This is a genomic window from Microbacterium sp. (assembly GCF_044340635.1).
Taxonomy (GTDB): domain Bacteria; phylum Actinomycetota; class Actinomycetes; order Actinomycetales; family Microbacteriaceae; genus Microbacterium.
The window spans coordinates 69,058-89,255 of sequence record NZ_JBIITF010000008.1; the positions used below are offsets into that span (position 1 = coordinate 69,058).

At 69.0% G+C, this 20,198-nt stretch carries 16 protein-coding genes; 4 read left to right on the forward strand and 12 right to left on the reverse strand.

All coding sequences use genetic code 11. From position 1 onward, the window contains the following. Positions 1–10: 10 nt before the first annotated feature. Positions 11–1,165: an ROK family protein gene (locus tag ACIQ0W_RS08915; protein ID WP_396642502.1), complete on the reverse strand. Its 1,155-nt coding sequence runs from the start codon at positions 1,163–1,165 to the stop codon at positions 11–13. Between the two features lie 212 nt (positions 1,166–1,377). Here ACIQ0W_RS08915 and ACIQ0W_RS08920 point away from each other — a divergent pair, with 212 nt between their 5' ends. Together ACIQ0W_RS08920 and ACIQ0W_RS08925 are read left to right on the forward strand one after the other, a co-directional pair. Beyond that, a complete protein-coding gene (locus tag ACIQ0W_RS08920) occupies positions 1,378–1,830 on the forward strand; it encodes a hypothetical protein (protein WP_396642423.1) in 453 nt (150 codons plus the stop codon). A gap of 148 nt (positions 1,831–1,978) precedes the next feature. Further along, the gene (locus ACIQ0W_RS08925; protein ID WP_396642424.1) at positions 1,979–3,412 is read left to right on the forward strand and encodes a L,D-transpeptidase family protein; all 1,434 of its coding nucleotides are present in this window, start codon (positions 1,979–1,981) and stop codon (positions 3,410–3,412) included. A gap of 66 nt (positions 3,413–3,478) precedes the next feature. On the opposite strand, the gene ACIQ0W_RS08930 is transcribed toward ACIQ0W_RS08925, so the two are convergent. Continuing rightward, positions 3,479–5,695: an NADP-dependent isocitrate dehydrogenase gene (locus ACIQ0W_RS08930; protein WP_396642425.1), complete on the reverse strand. Its 2,217-nt coding sequence runs from the start codon at positions 5,693–5,695 to the stop codon at positions 3,479–3,481. Between the two features lie 198 nt (positions 5,696–5,893). On the opposite strand from ACIQ0W_RS08930, the gene ACIQ0W_RS08935 reads away from it, so the two are divergent. After that, on the forward strand, positions 5,894–6,346 hold the full coding sequence (locus ACIQ0W_RS08935; protein ID WP_304686438.1) for a GNAT family N-acetyltransferase: 453 nt from the start codon (positions 5,894–5,896) through the stop codon (positions 6,344–6,346). Between the two features lie 105 nt (positions 6,347–6,451). Here ACIQ0W_RS08935 and ACIQ0W_RS08940 read toward each other — a convergent pair whose 3' ends face one another. The 5 genes from ACIQ0W_RS08940 to ACIQ0W_RS08960 form a co-directional block, all read right to left on the reverse strand. Beyond that, positions 6,452–7,249: an alpha/beta fold hydrolase gene (locus ACIQ0W_RS08940; RefSeq protein ID WP_304686439.1), complete on the reverse strand. Its 798-nt coding sequence runs from the start codon at positions 7,247–7,249 to the stop codon at positions 6,452–6,454. 40 nt (positions 7,250–7,289) lie between these two features. Next, entirely contained in the window at positions 7,290–9,110 is a 1,821-nt protein-coding gene (locus ACIQ0W_RS08945) for an ABC transporter ATP-binding protein (RefSeq protein WP_396642426.1), read from the reverse strand. Then, on the reverse strand, positions 9,107–11,053 hold the full coding sequence (locus ACIQ0W_RS08950) for an ABC transporter ATP-binding protein (RefSeq protein ID WP_396642427.1): 1,947 nt from the start codon (positions 11,051–11,053) through the stop codon (positions 9,107–9,109). The genes ACIQ0W_RS08945 and ACIQ0W_RS08950 overlap by 4 nt, the downstream gene beginning before the upstream one ends. A gap of 216 nt (positions 11,054–11,269) precedes the next feature. Next, complete coding sequence (locus ACIQ0W_RS08955) at positions 11,270–11,779, reverse strand: methylated-DNA--[protein]-cysteine S-methyltransferase (RefSeq protein WP_396642428.1); 510 nt, start codon at positions 11,777–11,779, stop codon at positions 11,270–11,272. Then, positions 11,776–13,431: an AlkA N-terminal domain-containing protein gene (locus ACIQ0W_RS08960; protein WP_396642429.1), complete on the reverse strand. Its 1,656-nt coding sequence runs from the start codon at positions 13,429–13,431 to the stop codon at positions 11,776–11,778. Before ACIQ0W_RS08960 ends, ACIQ0W_RS08955 begins: the two co-directional genes overlap by 4 nt. Before the next feature lie 259 nt (positions 13,432–13,690). Here ACIQ0W_RS08960 and ACIQ0W_RS08965 point away from each other — a divergent pair, with 259 nt between their 5' ends. Then, complete coding sequence (locus tag ACIQ0W_RS08965) at positions 13,691–14,071, forward strand: MmcQ/YjbR family DNA-binding protein (protein WP_396642430.1); 381 nt, start codon at positions 13,691–13,693, stop codon at positions 14,069–14,071. 99 nt (positions 14,072–14,170) lie between these two features. Here the strand turns inward: ACIQ0W_RS08965 and purH are convergent, their stop codons facing one another. From purH to sucC, 5 genes are all read right to left on the reverse strand, one after another. After that, complete coding sequence (gene purH / locus ACIQ0W_RS08970) at positions 14,171–15,778, reverse strand: bifunctional phosphoribosylaminoimidazolecarboxamide formyltransferase/IMP cyclohydrolase (protein ID WP_396642431.1); 1,608 nt, start codon at positions 15,776–15,778, stop codon at positions 14,171–14,173. A gap of 62 nt (positions 15,779–15,840) precedes the next feature. Then, positions 15,841–16,434, reverse strand: coding sequence for a phosphoribosylglycinamide formyltransferase (gene purN, locus ACIQ0W_RS08975; RefSeq protein WP_396642432.1), 594 nt, complete (start codon positions 16,432–16,434; stop codon positions 15,841–15,843). A gap of 41 nt (positions 16,435–16,475) precedes the next feature. Then, the gene (locus ACIQ0W_RS08980; RefSeq protein WP_396642433.1) at positions 16,476–18,008 is read right to left on the reverse strand and encodes a DUF6350 family protein; all 1,533 of its coding nucleotides are present in this window, start codon (positions 18,006–18,008) and stop codon (positions 16,476–16,478) included. A gap of 22 nt (positions 18,009–18,030) precedes the next feature. Continuing rightward, entirely contained in the window at positions 18,031–18,933 is a 903-nt protein-coding gene (gene sucD, locus ACIQ0W_RS08985) for a succinate--CoA ligase subunit alpha (protein ID WP_396642434.1), read from the reverse strand. Between the two features lie 23 nt (positions 18,934–18,956). Next, entirely contained in the window at positions 18,957–20,120 is a 1,164-nt protein-coding gene (gene sucC, locus ACIQ0W_RS08990) for an ADP-forming succinate--CoA ligase subunit beta (protein WP_396642436.1), read from the reverse strand. Positions 20,121–20,198 lie beyond the last annotated feature (78 nt).

Sequence of the window (20,198 nt, forward strand, 5' to 3'; positions counted from 1 at the left end):
GTGGGGCGGGTCACGAGACGCCGAGCTGCCCCGAGAGCACCATGACGGCGGCTCCCCGCAGGACGATGTCTTGGCCGTGCTGGGTCATCCGCACGCGCACGCCGTCGTGGAACTCGGCGAGCGTGCGGGCGCGCAGGGTGTCGGCGGTCTGCTGGAGCAGGGCCCCGTCGAGGAGTTCGGGCGGTCCCGACAGGACGATCTCGGACAGATCGAGCGCGCCGACGATGGGCGCGACCGCGATGCCGAGTCGCTCGCCCGCGTCTCGCAGGATGCCGTTCCGGTCGGTTTCTGCGGATGCCTCGGCCAGGCGGGCTTCCAATGCCGGCACCGACAGCCAGGCCTCGAGACACCCGACCTTGCCGCAGGCACAGCGCGGACCGCCATCCGTCCCGATCGTCACGTGTCCGATCTCGCCCGCGGCGAAGCGGCTGCCGCGGGTGGGCCGCCCCCCGGTGAGCAGGCCCGAACCGACGCCCGCGCCCACCTTGATGAGCATCATGTCGTCTTCCGCGCCGCCGAACGTGTACTCGGCGAGCGCGGCCGCATTGGCGTCGTTGGCGACCAGAACAGGGAGCTCGAGGGCTGAACGGAGGCGCGATTCGAGGTCGAAGGCCGTCCACCCGAGGTTCGGGGCGCTCAGGACGACACCACGGTCATCGACGATGCCGGGTGTGCCGACGCCCACGCCCAGCACGGGCGCGAAGGAGTCGGCGATCAGGTGACGGGCGAGCTCGATGACGGCCGCGGCGGCAGCCTCTCCCCCGCCGGGCCGCGGCACCTCGTGACGGGCGACGATCTCGCCATCGAGCGTGAGCACCGCGCCGAGAAAAGCGGTCGGTCCGGAGAGGTCGATGCCGACGATCCGGTGCGCAGCGCGATCGATATCGAGCAGGATCGCCGGCTTGCCGGGTCGCGAGCCCTCGCGCACGCCCTGTTCGATCACGAATCCGTCGGCGATCAGTTCGGCGACCAGGTCGCTGATCGTGACACGGGTGAGCCCGGTTTCGCGCGACAGGTCCGCGCGACTCAGGGGCCCGCGGTGGAAGAGAGTCTGCAATACCAGGGAACGGTTCTGCCCGCGGCCATGCTCCGGCAGGACCTTCTTGCCGGGACGCAGAGAGCGCCCGCCGCCGAACGCGCGAGGGGACGCCGTGGCCGGGGCCATGGCGAGCTGCGCGTGTTCGGACGCGGGCTCGGAAACCGTGCCGGGGGGCTGCTCGGGGGTCGACATGTTTGTTAGTAGACCTTACTAACACCCCAGTTCGCAACCCTCCGTTCGCAGTTCGTTCAGATCATTTACAAAACCGTCATCAGACGTCCTCGCGACTCCGCACGGAGAGCGCACATAGGCTGGGACCTTCACCGAGGGGAATTGTCATGAATCGACGACTGATCGCGCTCGCGCTCGCCGCGACAGCAACGTTCGGACTGACCGCGTGCACCGGTGCCGGGCCCGAGTCCCCCGAGGGCACCGAATCTTCGAACCCCGCAAGCGCACCCGAGTCGCAGACGGTCGACGAGGCGTGCGCGTCGGTCAACGACACGATCCAGAGCGTCTCGGACGACTTCGAGGGCGTCACCGCCGAACAGCCCGAAGACGCCGCCGCCGCCTTCCAGGCCGCGGCGGACGCCCTGGGCGACGCGACAGCAGAGGTCGGAAATGCCGAGGTCGCCGCACTGCTGCCCGACATTCAGGCCGTCTTCGAGGCTGCCGGAGAAGCGATGACCGCCCTCGCCGAGGGTGATGCCACCAAGGTTGCAGAGCTGCAGAACCTCGGCACCGATCTGCAGGAGAGCTTCACGGCCTTCCAGGAACTCTGCCTGGAGTAGGTTCGACCACTCCTCGCACCGCGTCGGCGCCACCTTCGCCATCCGCAAACTTGCACACGCGCGCCGGGCACGATAAAGAGTTGTTGCGCCTTCGTTACCAAGCCTCGCCTACAATCGAGGCACACCCCTCCGCGGGTGAGGGGGGCCCGTGACTGATCTCATCTCGACGCCATCGTCCACTGACGGCGATGCGCCGCTCACTGCTGCGCCGCGCGCGGAGTGGACTCCGGCGCCTCCGCGCAAGCGCCGGCGCTGGCCGCTCGCGCTGTGGATCGGTATTCCCGTCCTCGCTCTTGCGGGCATCGGCCTCTTCTTCGGCACCATCCTGATTGCACCGGGCGTGACCATCGCGGGAGTTCCCGTCGGCGGCCTCACCGTGGGCGCCGCAGCCGAGAAGGTCTCGCAGACCGTCTCGGGCACGGGTGTCGACGTGTCCGTGGCCGGCACCACCGCGACCATCACGGGCGCCGATCTCGGCGCGGCGATCGACGCGGATGCGCTGGCGCAGACCGCCCTCGAAACGCATCCGATGTGGCAGGTAGGCGGATGGTTCCCGAGCCCTGACCGCGTCGCGCCCGAAGTGGACGCCGCCGAATCCGAGGCCGCCCTCGCCAATGCCTTCTCCGCCGACTGGGTGGAACCGGTCGACGCGGTCGTCGCGTTCGATGCCGCCACCGGCTCCTACGTCGTCACGCCGGCCGTGCCGGGTCGTGGCGTCGACCACGCCGCGATCGAGCAGGCCTACCAGGCCCGACTGCTCGACCCCTCGCTCACCCCGGCATGGGACGGCGAGCTGGTCGCGCTCGAGGCCGACATCACGACGGATGCCGCGACATCCCGCGTCGAGCAGCTGAACGCCATGGTCGCGTCGGCGGGCTTCTACGTGGGCGAGGAGCGCACCGTCCCGATCGCCGCCGATGTGCTTGCTTCCTGGCTGACCCTGACGCCCGATCCCGAACAGGGCACGATCGACATCTCGGCCGACCGCTCCGCGATCCAGACGGTCGTGGACACGCTGCCCGCCGCGGTCGACCGCGCCCCCGTCGACGGCGTCCAGGTCGTCAACAAGGCCGGCACGGTGCTGCGCACCGAACAGGCCGGGGCCGACGGCCGCGTCCTGGCCGCAACGACCGGGATCGCCGCGGGTTTCGCGTCGCAGCTCGCGGCCGGTGAAGCCGCGTACGCGCTCGATGTCGAGGTGACGACCGCGCAGACGACGTCCGTGGTCCGCCTGCTCGAGGTCGACCTGTCCGAGCAGCGCCTGTACGTGAAAGAGAACGACGTCGTGGTCGACTCGTGGCTGATCTCCAGCGGAGGACCCGGCTGGGCCACCCGCCAGGGCAATTTCACCGTGAACGCCAAGGTGCGGATGCAGGACATGGGCAACAGCGAGGTCGGCTATCTGCAGCCCGACGTCGAGTGGGTCATGTACTTCAGCGGCGACCAGGCCTTCCACGCCGTGTACTGGCGCAACATCTGGGGCACACCCCTCAGCCACGGGTGCGTCGGAATGCCGACCGGACTGGCCAAGCAGATCTATCAGTGGGCCGACGTCGGCACCGACGTCTGGGTGCACGCGTAAGCGCGACTGCCGAAACAGAAGAAGAGCGGATGCCCGAGGCATCCGCTCTTCTTCTGTTTCACACGCCTACAGGGCGTCGATGATGCCGTTCAGCGTCTTCGAGGGACGCATGATGTCGTCGACCCGCTTCGCGTCGGGGTGGTAGTAGCCGCCGATCTCGACGGCCGTCCCCTGCGCTGCGGCGAGCTCTTCGACGATCTTCTGCTCGTTCGCGGCGAGTTCCGCAGCGATCGGCGCGAACCGCGCGGCCAGCTCGGGGTCGCTGGTCTGCTTCGCCAGCTCCTGCGCCCAGTAGAGCGCGAGGTAGAAGTGGCTGCCGCGGTTGTCGATCATGCCGACGGCGCGTCCCGGCGACCGGTCGTTCTCGAGGAACGTTCCGGTTGCCGCATCCAGCGTGTCGGCGAGGACCTTGGCGCTGGCATTTCCCGTGCGGTCGGCGAGGTGCTCGAACGAGGCCGCCAGGGCGAAGAACTCGCCCAGCGAGTCCCACCGCAGGAAGTTCTCACCCACGAGCTGCTGCACGTGCTTGGGCGCGGAACCACCGGCGCCGGTCTCGAACAGCCCGCCTCCGGCGAGCAGCGGAACGATCGAGAGCATCTTGGCGCTCGTGCCGACCTCGAGGATCGGGAACAGGTCGGTGAGGTAGTCACGCAGCACGTTGCCCGTCACCGAGATGGTGTCGAGGCCGTGACGCATGCGCGACAGCGTGTAACGCGTCGCCTCTTCGGGCGAGAGGATCGACAGCTGCAGGCCGTGCACGTCGAGGGTCGCGAGAGCCTGGTGCACCTTGGCGATCAGCTGCGCGTCGTGCGAACGGTTGACGTCGAGCCAGAACACGGCGGGCGAACCCGTGGCACGGGCCCGCGAAACGGCCAGACGCACCCAGTCGATGACGGCGATGTGCTTGGTCTGCGTGGCGCGCCAGATGTCGCCGGCCTCGACGGCGTGCTCGATCAGCACCTCGCCGGAGCTGCCCTGGACCTGGACGATGCCGTCGGCGGCGATCTCGAACGTCTTGTCGTGGCTGCCGTACTCTTCTGCCGCCTGGGCCATCAGGCCGACGTTCGGGACGGTGCCGATCTTCGCGGGGTCGAGCGGGCCGTTCGCGATGACGTCGTCGATCACAGCCTGGTAGACGCCCGCGTACGACGAGTCGGGGATCACGGCGATGGTGTCGTCTTCGCCGCCGTCCGCGCCCCACAGCTTGCCGCCGTTGCGGACGAGGGCGGGCATGGATGCATCGACGATGACGTCCGACGGGACGTGCAGGTTGGTGATGCCCTTGTCGGAGTTGACGTACGACACGCGAGCCCCGGCCGCGAGGGCCTCGTGGAACGCGGCGATGATCTCATCGCCCCCCTCGACGCTGCCGAGACCGGCGAGGAGCGCGCCCAGCCCGTTGTTCGGGTCCAGGCCCGCCGCCGCGATCTTGTCGCCGTAGCGCGCGAACACATCGGCGAAGTACGAGCGGACGACGTGACCGAAGATGATGGGGTCGCTGACCTTCATCATCGTGGCCTTGAGGTGCACCGAGTAGAGCACGTCGTCGGCCTTGGCGGCATCCTGCGCCTCGGCCAGGAAGGCGTCGAGCGCCTTACCCGACAGAAAGGTCGCGTCGATGATCTCGCGCGGTAGAACCTTGAGGTCGCTCTTCAGCACCGTCTCGGTGCCATCCGTCGCGGTGTGACGGATCGTCAGCACGTCGTCGTGGGCCGCGACCCACGACTTCTCGTTGCTCACGAAGTCGTCGTGGCCCATGGTCGCGACGCGTGTCTTCGACCCGCCGGGGAACGGCTTGTTGGTGTGCGGGTGCTTGCGGGCGTAGTTCTTCACCGACAGGGGCGCGCGGCGGTCGCTGTTGCCCTCGCGCAGCACCGGGTTGACGGCCGAACCCTTGATGCGGTCGTAGCGCGCACGCACATCCTTCTCATCGAGGCTCGTGGGCTCGTCGGGATAGTCCGGGAGGTCGTAGCCCTGCGCCTGCAGTTCGGCGATGGCCGCCTTCAGCTGCGGGATCGAGGCCGAGATGTTCGGCAGCTTGATGATGTTCGCCTCGGGGAGCGTCGCGAGCCCGCCGAGCTCGGCCAGGGCGTCGCCGACCTGCTGCTCGGGCGTCAGCTTCTGCGGGAATGCCGCGAGCACGCGCGCCGCGAGCGAGATGTCCCGCGTCTCGACGTCGACGCCGGCCTGACGGGCGACGGCGCGCACGATCGGCAGGAACGATGCCGTTGCGAGGGCCGGGGCCTCATCGGTGTGGGTGTAGATGATGGTCGATTCGGTCACCAGGAAGTCTCCATTCACGTCCTTTCCACCCTAGCCCACACGGTCGAAATGTATCTCGACGTCAAGATAGTTGTCCGTCGCAGATGCGCTGTCGGAGGCTCCCCTGGCCACGCGTCCCGTGCCGGATGTTCATCACGCAGACACATTCGACGACATGCAGTTGTGGGGCGCGGGGGGATCAGCCGTTAGCCTGTCGCTATGGCTGAGCTGCGATTGGTTGAACTGTCCGCTTCTACGATCGTCGCGGTCAACAACTTGTCTTTGAAGCCCGGGCAGGAACAGTTCCTCGCACCGGTCTCGTACGGTGTCGCGGCCACCGTCGCCGATCCGACCACGTCGTGGCAGCGGGTCGTCGCCGACGGGGACGAGGTCGTCGGCTTCGTCAGCGCGAACTTCGACGACGACGCCTCGATCGACTACTTCCGCTCGGTGCTCTGGCGCATCAACGTGGACGCCGACGATCAGGGTCGCGGTGTGGGACGCTTCGCCGTGCAGTCCCTCGTCGAAGAAGCCCGCTCGCGCGGACTCGACCACGTCAACGTCATCTACGAGGCGGGTGAGGACGGCCCCGAGGCGTTCTTCCGCCGCGTCGGCTTCACGCCCGTGGGCGAGACGGAGTACGGCGAGGTCATCGCCCAGATCCGCATCTAGCCCATCCCCACCGAGCGCACGACGTAGTGCCGAACGCACGACTTCCGCACGGTATTCACCCGGTGCACTCGGACGTAGGCCGTGCACTCGCGGTGAGGGCGCCGGTCAGGGGGCGGTCAGGAACTCCAGCGCCGCGTTCCGGAAGTCGCGCGAGCCCGGCGTGTTGAAGTGGTGCCGGCCCGGGATCTCCGCGAATCGACCGTTCGGTGCGGCTTCCGCGAGCACCCGCGAGCGCTCGAGGATCGCATCGTCGCTTCCCGTGGCGAAGAGGATCGGCTGGCTCGGCGGATGCGTGGGGTCGGGATCCGCATCGCCGAGCCGCATCCCCTCGGCGAGCGCGATGAGCGAGCGCAGGTCGTTGCCCGCCACCCGTTCCGACAGCGTGACGTAGTTGCGCGTGACCTTGTCGGTGATCTCCACGCCGTCTTCGACGAACGCCCGCGCCTGATCGAGCTTCAAGCGCCCGAGCGGTGTGCCATCCGGGATGCCGCCCAGCACCGCACGCGACACGCGGTGCGAGGCATCGACCGCGAACTGCCAGCCCACACGCGCGCCGAGCGAATATCCGACGTAGCGCACCTCCTCGACCAGGTAGGTGTCGAGGACGATCTCGAGGTCCGCGAGGAAATCGTCCATCGTGTAAGCCCGCGGCTCGTGGGGTTTGTCGCTCGCCCCGTGGCCGCGCTGATCGACCCCGATGACGCGGAAGCCAGCTCGGGTGAGGTCGCGGACCCAGCCGGTGTCGACCCAGTTGTCGCGGCAGCTCGACGAGAAGCCGTGGACGCAGAGCACGGGCTCCGCGTCTTCGTCCCCCCACGTGTATGTCGCGATGCGGTAGCCCTCCACCGACATCACGAACTGCGGATCGGGCATCTCGGTCAGCAGCGACGAGGGAGCGGTCATGGGACACAGCATCCCATGCCGCCAGCCGCCGCGGAGAACGCTAGACGAGGGTCTCCCGCCAGGCCTCGTGCAGCTTCGCGAACCGACCCGTTCCCGCGATCAGCGCCTCGGGGGTGTCGTCCTCCACGATCCGGCCGTGCTCCATCACCAGAACCCGGTCGGCGATTGCGACCGTCGACAGGCGGTGGGCGATGATGATCGCGGTGCGGTCGGCGAGCAGGCGCTGCAAGGCATCCTGAATCAACCGCTCACTCGGCATGTCGAGTGAAGCCGTCGCCTCGTCGAGGATCAGCACGGCCGGGTCGGCGAGGAACGCGCGCGCGAACGAGATCAGCTGACGCTGGCCCGCCGAGACGCGGCCACCGCGCTTGTTGACGTCGGTGTCGTATCCGTCCGGGAGCGCGCGGATGAACTCATCCGCCCCCACCGCACGCGCAGCAGCCTGGACCTCGTCGAACGTCGCCTCGGGCTTGCCGAACGCGATGTTGTCGGCGACCGAGCCGCTGAAGAGGTACGCCTCTTGCGTGACCATGACGATCGCTCGGCGCAGGTCCTTCGGATGCAGGTCGCGCAGATCGACACCGTCGAGCGTGACATGGCCCCGCGTGGGGTCGTAGAAGCGCGACACGAGCTTGGCCAGGGTGGACTTTCCCGCGCCCGTCGTGCCGACGAGCGCGACCGTCTGCCCCGCCGGGATGTCGAGCGTGAAGTCGGGCAGGATCGTGCGGTCGCCGCCGTAGCCGAACTCGACGCCGTCGAAGCGCACGTGACCGCGGGCCTTCCAGAGGTCGACCGGCTTGGTCGGGTCGGGCACCGTCGGCCGCTCTTCGAGCACGCCCGACACCTTTTCGAGCGCCGCGGTGGCCGACTGGTACGAGTTCAAGAAGAACGCCACCTCCTGCAGCGGCGAGAAGAAGTTGCGGACATACAGCACGGCGGCCAGCAGCACACCGACCTCTATGCCTCCCCCGGCGATACCGGCGACGCGGAGTCCACCCCAGAGCAGCACGAGCGCGACGGTGGTCGCGGCGACCGCCATCAGGCCGGGCTCGAACGTTCCGAACAGGCGGATCGAGCGCATGTTGACGTCGCGGTATTGGCTCGCGAGTTCGCCGAAGTCCTCGTCGTCGCGCTTCTCGCGGCGGAACGCCTTGACGGCGCGGATGCCCGTCATCGTTTCGACGAACTTCACGATGACCTGAGCGCTGACGACGCGCGACTCGCGGTAGACCAGCTGCGAGCGGCGGTAGAACCAGCGCATCAGCAGCCAGAGCGGCACACCCATCACGACGAGGATGATGCCGGACTGCCAGTCGAGCAGGATGAGCGCGACGAGCGTGAACCCGCCGTACAGCAGGCCCGAGACGAGCTCGTTCAGGCCGCCGTCCAGCAACTCGCGGATGGAGTCGAGGTCGCTCGTCTGTCGCGAGATGATGCGCCCCGACGTGTACGACTCGTGAAACTCCAGGCTGAGTAGTTGCGTGTGGCGGAAGATGCGCATCCGCAGGTCGAGCATGATCGTCTGCGTCAGACGAGCCGTCACGACGACGTACCAGCCGATCAGCACCGCCCCACCGATCGCCGAGAGGATGAACACCGCGACGACGCCGATCGTCGGCATCCAGTCCATGCGTTCGGTCACGGCCGGAAGTGCCGTGTCGATCCCGTACGCGATCAGGGCGGGACCCAGAACGCGCAGTGCCGTCGAGACGATCAGCACCGAGGCCGCGAGGATCAGGTTGGCGCGCACGGGCGAGAGCAGCGAACCCAGGAGACGCAGCGACCGGCGACGGATCTGCCGGCTCTCGGCCTGGGTGTAGTCGGAGCGGTCTTCGCCCTCGGTTCCGGCGACGGTACTCACGGGTTCACCCCTCCGAGGCCGGCGGCGCCGGGCCCCTCACGTTCGACGATCGATGCGGATGACAGGGGGCCGGGTTCGGCGATAGAACCATCCGGAATCGGGGCCGACGCATCCGTCTCGTCCGCGGCGGCGGTGTTGGATTCCGATTCCAGGCTCGAGATCACATGCCGGTAATGCTCGCTCGTGCGGAGCAGCTCGGAGTGCGTGCCGACGCCCGTGATCCGCCCGTCCTCGAGCAGCGCGACGCGGTCGGCGAGCGCGACGGTCGAGGGACGGTGCGCGACGATCAGCGCCGTCGTGGTCTCGAGCACGCGACGCAGCGCGGCCTCGACGAGTGCCTCGGTGTCGACGTCCAGCGCCGACAGCGGGTCATCGAGCACCAGAACGGCGGGTTTGGCGGCAACCGCCCGGGCGAGGGCCAGACGCTGACGCTGACCGCCCGACAGGCTCAGGCCCTCTTCGCCGATGATCGTGTCGACGCCATTCGGCAGGTCGTCGACGAACCCGGCCTGCGCGACGTCCAGCGCCTCGCGCAGCACGCGCTCGGCCTCGGCGCTACCGGGCTCGAGATCTTCGCGCCCCAGCAGGACGTTCTCGCGGACGGTCGCGGAGAACAGCGTCGCGTCTTCGAAAGCCATCCCGATGTGACCGCGCAGCTCGTGCAGCGTGAGCTCACGAACATCGACGCCATCCAGCTCCACGCGCCCCGCCGTCACATCGTAGAGGCGCGTCGGCAGCGTCGTCAGAGTCGTCTTGCCCGAGCCCGTCAGCCCCACGAGCGCCATCGTCTCGCCCGGCCGAAGAACCAGGTCGATGCCGTCGAGGATGTCGCGATCGGTTTCGGGCGCATCCTGATACCGGAAATGGGCGCCGCGGAACGCGAGCTCGCCGCGAACCTCTGCGGCACCGCGGGGCTTGGCGGGATCGACGATGGTGTTCTCTTCGTCGAAGACCTCGAACACGCGATCCGTCGCCGTGCGCGCGTCGAGGAGGAACGAGAACAGAAATCCGATCGACTCCATCGGCCAGCGCAACACGGTCGCCATGGCGAAGAACGCGAACAGCTCGGCAACGCTCAGCTGGCCGAGCTGCGCCAGCACGATTCCGGCCGCGAGGCAGAGCGCGAAGGCGATCTCGGGCAGCAGCACGAGCCAGAACCAGATCGTGCCGACCGCGCGAGCCTTGCTGAGCTCGGTCTCGCGCAGGCCCTCAGCCTGACTCGCGAACTTCTTCAGCGCGTGCCCGCCACGACCGAAGGCTTTGAGGACGCGGATGCCGTGCACGCTCTCTTCGACGGCGGTCGCCAGGTCGCCCGCCTGATCCTGACTCTGTCGGGTGAGGGATCCGTAGCGCTTCTCGAAGCGGAACCCGGCGATCCAGAGCGGGATCGAGCAGATCACGAAGATCGTGCCGAGCGCCCAGTGCCAGCGGAAGAGGATGACCGAACCGACCAGGATCGTCAGGACGTTGACGACGAGCAGCACGAGACCGAACGCGAGCCAGCGCCGAATCAGGCTGATGTCCTGCATCATGCGGCTGAGGAGCTGCCCCGACTGCCATCGATCGTGAAAAGCCACCGGCAGGCGCTGGAGTCGCTCGTAGAACTGGGTGCGCAGGTCGTACTCAACCTTCGTCGCGGGGCCGAGGACGAACCAGCGCCGAGCCCACACCATGACGGCTTCGAGAAGCCCGAGCCCGAGGACGATGACGGCGCCCCACACGATCTGCGCGGTGTCCCTGGACGCGATCGGGCCCGCCACGATGACCTCGAGCGCGAGCGGGATCGTCAGCGCCAACAGGCTGGCGATGAGCGCGCTGAGGCCACCCAGCAGGAGGCGCCCGGCGACCGGACGGGCGAAGGGAACCAGGCGCGCCAGAGCGCGCGGGGTCGACAGCCGAGAGGTCGACGGTTGGGGCGTGGGTGTCGAAGCTGTCGAAGTCATGATCCTTTTGGGCGTGCAGAATCGCCTAGTCGGCGCGACGGTGCGGAAGAGCTGCAGCGCACGGATCCTGGTCGCCAGACGCGGTGCGGGCAGCCTTCCAGAGTATGCGCCCGCGAGGAACGGGGCAAGCATCACACCGCTTCCCTCGGTCGACATCCGGTCGCCGGCGCGCCGAGCGCACCGGCGGCGACCGGTACGGGGCGACTGCGTCGAGGGCTACGCCGCTCGGCGTTCGTGGGCGAGCAGGCTCGCCTTGACGGGCAGGCCCCACGCGAAGCCCCCGAGTGACCCATCGCTGCGAAGAACCCGGTGGCACGGTACGAACAGTGCGGGGGCGTTTCGAGCACAGATGGATGCGGCAGCCCGAACGGCGGTCGGGGACCCGAAAGTCGCGGCAAACTCGGTATACGTGAGCGGCTCCCCCGGCGCGATGCGGCGGAGCGCACTCCAGCCCTTCAGCTGCAGCTCGGTGCCCTGCTGCCGGACGAGGACATCGTCGAGGGCGTCGAGGGCGCCGCCATAGTAGGCGCGCGCCGCGTCGGCAGCGTCGAGTCGGGCCTCACGCACGGTGCCGGGCCGGAGGACCGGATGGATGCGAGCGATGACGGCCGAGGCATCCGTCGTCCAGCCCGCAGCGAGCACGCGCTGCTGTGCATCCGCGAAGATCACCAGCGGGCCGTCGGGGGTATCGACCGTTTCGATGAGGGCGGTTGCGAGGTCGCTCATGCGGGGGTGCCTTTCGTGCGGCGTACATCAGGGAGGAGATATGGGGCGGGATGTGACTCGAGGGACGGGATTTCGGGGCTTGAGGGATGCGGCACCTCTGAGATGTTCGCCCGACGCGCACGTCCCGTCCCCGTTGGGCCCGGGACAGCGCCGGCGGGCGCGGGCAGGTCCGCGGTCGCGCGCCACAGATGCCCGGTCAGGTACGACCGCCACGGCGCGAACGGTGCGACCCGAGCGGTCAACTCGCGCGGATCGCCCGGCAGTCCGGCGCGAACGGCGCCCGTCCGCACGGCGACGTCGCCCGGAAGGAACACATCGGGGTCGCCGGTCACGCGCATCCGCACATAATCGGCGGTCCACGGCCCGACTCCGGGTAGCGCGAGCAGAGTCGCACGCTGCGCGGCGGGGTCATCCCCCGGTCCGAGATCGAGTTCACCGGATGACAGGGCCGCGGCGACGGCCGTGATGGCGTTGATCCGCGCACGTGGACCACGCAGCACGTCGGCGCCGTGCTCGGCGATCGTGGACATCGTCGGAAAGAGCCGCCCCGTTCCCTCCCAGGCCTCCGTGGGTTCGCCGAGTTCGTCTGTCAGCCGAGTGAGCGCCGTCCGGGCGGCGACGACGGTGATCTGCTGACCGACCATCGCCCGGATCAGCATCTCGTGCGGATCCGCGGCACCCGGCACCCGCAACCCCGGCACGGCGCGCACGCGCGCGGCGATCAGCGAGTCAGTCGAGAGGGCCCCGTCGATCGCCAGGGGGTCGGCGTCGAGGTCGAAGAGCCGCCGCACCCGGGCCACGAGAGACGCGAGATCCGCCGGGCGGGCGACGCGGGCTTCGAGCACGAGCCGACTCTGCGCGGGAGCATCGCGCACCCGGAACCACGCCGGCCCACCCGGCAGCCGCAGGGTGCGAGCGAACGAATCGGGTGACGCGACCTCCACGCCCGCGATCGCTCGCGCCGACATCCACGAGAACAGTCCCGCGGCATCGAAGGGCAGCCGGTAGGGCAGCGCAAGACGGATGGTGCCCCCGCCCTCGGGTGCCGCTCCGGCCCGCGTGCCGCGCGCGCGCAGCTCGGTCGGGGTCATCCCGAACACCTCGCGCACCGTGTCGTTGAACTGCCGAACGCTCGAGAAACCCGCCGAGAACGCGACATCCGCCGCCGTCAGGTCGGTGCCGACGAGGAGCATGCGAGCGGTGTGGGCACGCTGCGCTCGGGCGAGCGCCAGGGGCCCGGCACCGAGTTCGGCCGCGAGCATCCGGGTCAGATGCCGGGGCGAATACCCGAGGCGCGAAGCAAGCCCCGGCACGCCCTCGCGTTCGATCACCCCGTCCGCGATCAACCGCATGGCCCGGCCGGCCGCGTCGCCGCGCAGGTCCCATTCCGGCGAGCCCGGCGCCGCCTCGGGCAAGCAGCGTTTGCAGGCGCGGTAGCCCGCCTCGTGTGCGGCGGCAGACGTGGCGAAGAACGACACGTTCCCGGGCTTCGGCGTGCGGGCGGGGCAGCTCGGGCGGCAGTAGATCCCGGTCGTCCGAACCGCCGTGACGAACTGGCCGTCGAAGCGGGTGTCGCGCGACGAGATCGCGCGGTAGCGCTCGTCGAAGGTCATCGACGGATGCCTCGGCACGACGCTTGCGGACTGCTTCATACCTCCAGCCTGACACGCGCCGGGACCACCCGCTCGCGGAAATCGGACACCGCCGCGCGGTCCCTTCCCCGAGCACGCCGAGAGGCTCGGCACCTGCCCCGGCCCGCGGGAGGATGCGCTCTCCTCGCCGAGCCCGGCCGTTGTCGTCGAGCCGCCCGAATCCGCGCGGCATAAGCGGCGGACTCGGCGAGCTGTGCCGAGCCCGGCGGAACAGCCCGGATGCTGGTGCGCGGCACGGCCCGACGACTACCTTTTCGACATGGCCGATTGGGGCGACGTGCGAACGATTGCGTCAGGTCTGCCCGGGGTGGTCGAGGGCACGACCTTCGGGTCGGTGTCATGGAAGGTCGGCGGCAAGCTGCTCGTCTGGGATCGCCCGCTGCGAAAGCCCGACCTGGCGGAACTCGGCCTCGCGAGTCAGGGCGGATCGGTCCTGGGAGCATCCGTTGAGGACGAACCAACCAAGCTCGCGCTGATCGAGGAAGAACCCGGGGTGTTCTTCACCACGGCGCACTTTGCGGGCTACGCCGCGATTCTCGTCCGACTCGAGCGCATCGCCCTGCCCCGGCTCGAGGAGCTGATCGACGAGGCGTGGTTCGCCCGCGCCCCCGCACGCCTGCGCCGCGAGCGCGAGGGCTGACCCGCGAGTGCACGGCTTGCACCCGAGTGCACGACCTCTGCGCGCGACGCAAGCCGTGCACTCGGCGCGAAGCCGTGCACTCGGCGCGAAGGCTCGGGCTCAGTGGAAGAAGTGGCGCTCGCCCGTGAAGAACATCGTCACGCCGGCGTCACGCGCCGCCTGGATGACCTCGTCGTCGCGCACGGAACCGCCGGGCTGCACGATCGCCGCGACACCCGCGTCGAGCAGCACCTGCGGGCCATCCGCGAACGGGAAGAAGGCATCGGATGCCGCGACCGAACCCCGCACGCGATCCCCCGCACGATCGACCGCGAGGCGGCACGAGTCGACCCGGTTGACCTGCCCCATCCCGATTCCGACCGTCGCGGAGTTCTTCGCCAGCACGATCGCGTTCGACTTGACCGCGCGGCAGGCCTTCCACGCGAAGATGAGGTTCGTCATGTCTTCGCCCTCGGGTTGCGTGCCCGACACGAGTTCCCAGTTCTTCGCGACGGACTCGATGTCGTCCGGGAACCGGTCGGCGTCCTGCAGCAGCAATCCGCCGGAGACGAGGCGGACATCCATCCGCTCCTGCTTCCAGTCGGCGGGCAGCTGCAGCAGCCGCAGGTTCTTCTTCTCGGCGAAGACCTCGAGCGCCTGCGGCTCGAAGCCGGGGGCGACGATGACCTCGGTGAAGATGTCGCGCAGGTTCTCGGCCATCTTCAGCGTCACGGGACGATTCGCCGCGATCACGCCGCCGAACGCCGAGACGGGGTCGCACTCGTTCGCGCGCAGGTGGGCGCTGGCGATCGGGTCGAGCGCATTCGGGGCCCCGACCGCGATGCCGCAGGGGTTGGCGTGCTTGATGATCGCGACGGCGGGCTTGACCATGTCGAAGGCGGCGCGCAGCGCGGCATCCGCGTCGACGTAGTTGTTGTAGCTCATGCCCTTGCCCTGCAGCTGCGTCGCCTGCGCGATGCCATGACCACCGGTGCGGGTGTAGATCGCGGCCCGCTGGTGCGAGTTCTCGCCGTAGCGGAGGGTCTCGAGGCGCTCGGCACGGATCGTCAGGTGACCCGGCAGCTCTTCGCCCTCGGCGAGAGTGCCCTCGGCGAACCAGGTCGCGACGGCCGAGTCGTAGGCGGCGGTGTGCGCAAAGGCGCGCGCGGCGAGCTCACGGCGCTGGCCGAGCGTCGTGCCGCCCGAGGCGACGGCGTCGATCACGGCCGGGTACGACGAGGGCGAGACGACGATGGCGACGTTCGCGTGGTTCTTGGCCGAGGCGCGCACCATCGCGGGACCACCGATGTCGATCTGCTCGACGACGTCGTCGGCCTCGGCACCCGAGGCCACGGTCTCGACGAACGGATACAGGTTGACCACGACGAGTTCGAACGGCGCGATGTCGAGGTCCGCGAGCTGACGCTCGTGGTCTTCCAGCCGCAGGTCGGCGAGGAGCCCCGCGTGCACACCCGGGTGCAGCGTCTTGACGCGCCCGTCGAGCGACTCGGGGAAGCCCGTCACCGCCGCGACATCCGTCACCGCGTATCCCGCGTCGCGGATGGTCGCGGCGGTCGAGCCGGTCGAGACGATCTCAACGCCCGCCTCGGCGAGAGCTGCCGCAAGAACCAGCAGGTCGGACTTGTCGCTGACGGAGACGAGCGCGCGGCGAACGGGAATGACATCGCGGTCGCGGTAGAGGGACTTGTCGTGGCTCGGTCCGGCCATGGGGATGCTCCTTTGCGGGGACGTTGGTCCGTGTTTGGTCGAGAAATAGAACGTGCGAAGAATCAGGCGGAGGATGCAGCGGCGAGATCCAGCTCACCGGCTCCGATGCGGCGGACGACATCGATCAACAGACGGCGTTCGACGGGTTTGATGCGCTCGTGCAGGGCGGCCTCGTCGTCGGTCGGCAGCACGGGCACACGCTCTTGGGCAAGGATCGGTCCGGTGTCGACCCCGTCGTCGACGACGATGACACTCGCGCCCGTCTGCTCCGCACCCGCGGCGAGCGCGTCACGCACGCCGTGTGCGCCCGGAAACTCGGGCAGGAACGCAGGGTGCGTGTTGACGATGCGCGGGGCGTACGCCGCGACGACGGCCGGCGGCAGCAGGCGCATCAGACCGCTCAGCACGATCAGGTCGGGGTTCCACACATCGAGCTGACGCAGCAGCTCGTCACCCCAGGCTTCGCGTGAGTCGAAACTCGACCACGGCACCAGGAAGGTCGGGATGCCGAACTCGTCGGCATGCGCGAATCCCTCGGCGTCACGATCGGCCCCGACGACGATGATCCGAGCCGGAAATCCGGCGCCGTGCGCGGCCTCGAGCAGCGCGCGAAGGTTCGATCCCGTGCCCGAGATGAGGACCGCGACCGTGAGCACCGGGCAAGTCTACCGGGGCGGAGGCGACGACCCCGGGGCGATCACCCCTGAGTGAGAGGCGCGATGGGGGTGGTCGGCTGATCGTCCTCGATGACGAAGGCACGGTCAAGCGTTTCGCGTGTCGGCGCGACAGGCTGATCCCCGCGCTCCCCGGAGGGGGATTCGTCGTGCGAACGCGCGTGCGAGAGGGGTGACAGCAACAGGATGGCTGCCCCCACGAGCACCTCGACGCCGACCGCGAGGGCGAGGGGACCGACCTGCGGGCCGACGTCCGCGAGTCGCCCGGGACCGATCGCACCCGAGGCTGCGATCGCCATCCCGGCCGCCGCGAGGGCTGACACCACAGCCATGGCGAGGGTTGTCATGAGGCGCGGTGCGATGGCATCGCTGGGCCCCTCGGTGACGGCATGCAGCCGCGAGCGGGCGAACCATCCGCCGAGCGCACCCGCCGCGACGGGGATGAGCGCGACGAGCAGCAGCCAGGCGTTGGATGCGTCGGGAATGGCGCCCAACACGGGGATCGATGGCACCACGGCCAGGTCGGTGCCGACCGGTGAGACGGTGCTGCCCGTGCCGATCGCGAAACCGGGGCCGGCGATCCACGCAATGGTCCACACGATGAGCGTCGGGACGTAGGCGAGCTGGCCGAGGGTGACGACGATCGCGCCGAGGATGTCGACGTTGCCTGCCTGGTAGAGCGCGATGATCTCGCCCCCCGACATGGCCAGGGCGCCCGCGAGTACGACGGCTCCCACCCCGATGAGCGTGGTCACGGTCACGGCCACGCCGAGGGCTGTCGCACTGATGACCGCGTCGGCCGCGCCGCGCCGCTCGAGGGAATCACGGAACGCGTCGATAGCCCCGTCGTCCCCGTTCCGCCAGGCCGAGACGATGCCGCCGATCAGCACCGATGCCGCGTACAGGGCCGCCGGGATGGCGATGGCCTGCCACAGGACGGAGGAGACGACGTCGGTGTTGGAGGTGAAGGCGATCACCGTCGAAAGCGCCCCCGCCACGAGAAGCGCCGAGACGAACCCGGTGAACCACGCACCCGAACGTGCCGCGCGCGCACCCGAACGAACGCCGAAGATGACGGTGAAGGCGGCGAAAGCGAGGGGGGCGAGCGAGAAGGCGAAGGATGCGGCCTCCGAAGAGATCCCGGCGGCGATGAGTGTGTCCGGCAGCGTCACCTGCAGCGGCACGAGGTTGCCCGCGTGCCAGACAGCCGCCGTCGAGGGCCAGAGCGCCGCCCAGTCGGCGTTGCCCCCCAGCCCGAAGACCCACAGGGCCGTCAGCGGTGCGGCGATCACCGCCAGTCCCCCCGCGACCTGGATGAGGGCGTCGAGCGCACTGAGCAGGGCGACGATGAGGCGATGCATGGCGCCCTCGACCCTACCCGCGGCCCCGTTGTCTCCCTCCCAGGCACGCCCGGACATTGCTCCGGTGTGATTGCGATGTGGAAGCCGTTCGTGCGGCATCCGGCCGGGATCGGCCACATCTTCCGGAGTTGTGTCGGCGCTGCCCGTGTGGCCGGTCACGACGAAGGGCGGATGCTGCAGCCTGAGCCGCGGCATCCGCCCCTCTTGCGTGTGAGTGCTAGAGCGCCTCGATGACCTCGCGCATGAGCGCGGCGGTCTCGCTCGGCGTCTTGCCAACCTTGACCCCGGCGGCCTCGAGGGCCTCCTTCTTGGCCTGCGCGGTGCCCGCCGAGCCCGAGACGATCGCGCCGGCGTGGCCCATCGTCTTGCCCTCGGGAGCGGTGAAGCCCGCGACGTAGCCGACGACCGGCTTAGTGACGTGGGCCTTGATGTAGTCGGCCGCGCGCTCTTCGGCGTCGCCGCCGATCTCGCCGATCATGACGATCGCCTTCGTCTCGGGGTCGGCCTCGAACGCGGCGAGCGCGTCGATGTGCGTCGTGCCGATGATCGGGTCGCCGCCGATGCCGATGGCGGTCGAGAAGCCCAGGTCCCGCAGCTCGAACATCATCTGGTACGTCAGGGTGCCCGACTTCGACACGAGGCCGATCGGGCCCTTGCCGGTGATGTTGGCGGGCGTGATGCCGACGAGCGCCTCGCCGGGCGTGATGATTCCGGGGCAGTTCGGGCCGATGATGCGGGTCGCGTTGCCCTTGCTCTGGGCGTAGGCCCAGGCCTCGGCGCTGTCGCCGACGGGCACGCCCTCGGTGATCACGACGAGCACTGGGATCTCGGCATCGATGGCCTCGAGCATCGCGTCCTTCGTGAACGCGGCGGGGACGAAGGCGATCGAGACGTCCGCGCCGGTCGCGGCCATGGCCTCGCTGACCGAAGCGAAGACGGGCAGCTCGACGGCGTTGCCCGAGGCATCCGTGTGCGAAACCGTCGTGCCGGCCTTGCGGGCGTTGACGCCGCCAACGACCTGGGTGCCGGCCTTCAGCATGAGTGCCGTGTGCTTGGTGCCTTCGCCGCCGGTGATGCCCTGGACGATGACCTTGGAGTCCTTGTTGAGGAAGATCGACATTTCTCTACAGTCCTTTTATCCGGTCAGACGTTGGCGAGCTCGGCGGCCTTGTCGGCGCCCTCGTCCATGGTCTCGGCGAGCGTGACGAGCGGGTGGGCGTATTCGCGCAGGATCGCGCGGCCCTCTTCGACGCGGTTTCCGTCGAGGCGGACGACGAGCGGCTTGGAGGCCGTCGCGCCGAGCGTGTCGAGGGCACCGACGATTCCGTTGGCGACCGCGTCGCAGGCGGTGATGCCACCGAACACGTTGACGAACACGCTCTTGACCTGCGGGTCGCCGAGGATGACGTCGAGGCCGGCGGCCATGACGGCGGCGGATGCTCCACCACCGATGTCGAGGAAGTTCGCGGGGGTCACGCCACCGTGGGCTTCACCCGCGTAGGCGACCACGTCGAGCGTCGACATGACGAGGCCCGCGCCGTTGCCGATGATGCCGACCTGACCGTCGAGCTTGACGTAGTTGAGGTCGTTCTCCTTGGCCTTCGCCTCGAGCGGATCGGCGGCGTCCTTGTCTTCGAGAGCCTCGTGGTCGGGGTGGCGGAACGCGGCGTTCTCGTCGATCGAGACCTTGCCGTCGAGAGCGATGATGTCGCCCTCTGCCGTCAGCACGAGCGGGTTGACCTCGACGAGCGTCGCGTCCTCGCCCTTGTAGACGTCGTAGAGCTTGACGAAAACGTCGGCGACCTTCGGGGCGAGCTCGGCATCGAAGCCGGCTGCCTCCGCGATCTCGAGCGCCTTGGCGGAGTCGATACCGGTCAGCGGGTTGACCTCGATGCGGGCCAGAGCCTCGGGCTTCTCGACGGCGAGCTGCTCGATCTCCATGCCGCCCTCGACGCTCGCGAGGCTGAGGTACGAACGGTTGGCGCGGTCAAGCAGCACCGAGAAGTAGTACTCGGTGGCGATGCGGGCGCCCGCCGCGACCATGACGCGCTTGACGACGTGGCCCTTGATGTCGAGGCCGAGGATCTGCTGAGCAGCCTCATATGCCTCTTCGGGGGTCTTGGCTACCTTCACGCCGCCGGCCTTGCCGCGGCCTCCGACTTTCACCTGGGCCTTCACGACGACGACGCCACCGATCTTCTCGGCGGCCGCCTTCGCCTCCTCGGCGGTGTCGGCGATGATGCCCGCGAGAACCGGCACCTCGTACTTCTCGAATAGGTCTCTTGCCTGGTACTCGTAAAGATCCACGTTGCAGTCCTTCGCTGTCGCGCCGGGGAATTTCTTCGAAAAGAGTCTTGATGTCGAGAGATCGACCAGTCCCCGAGC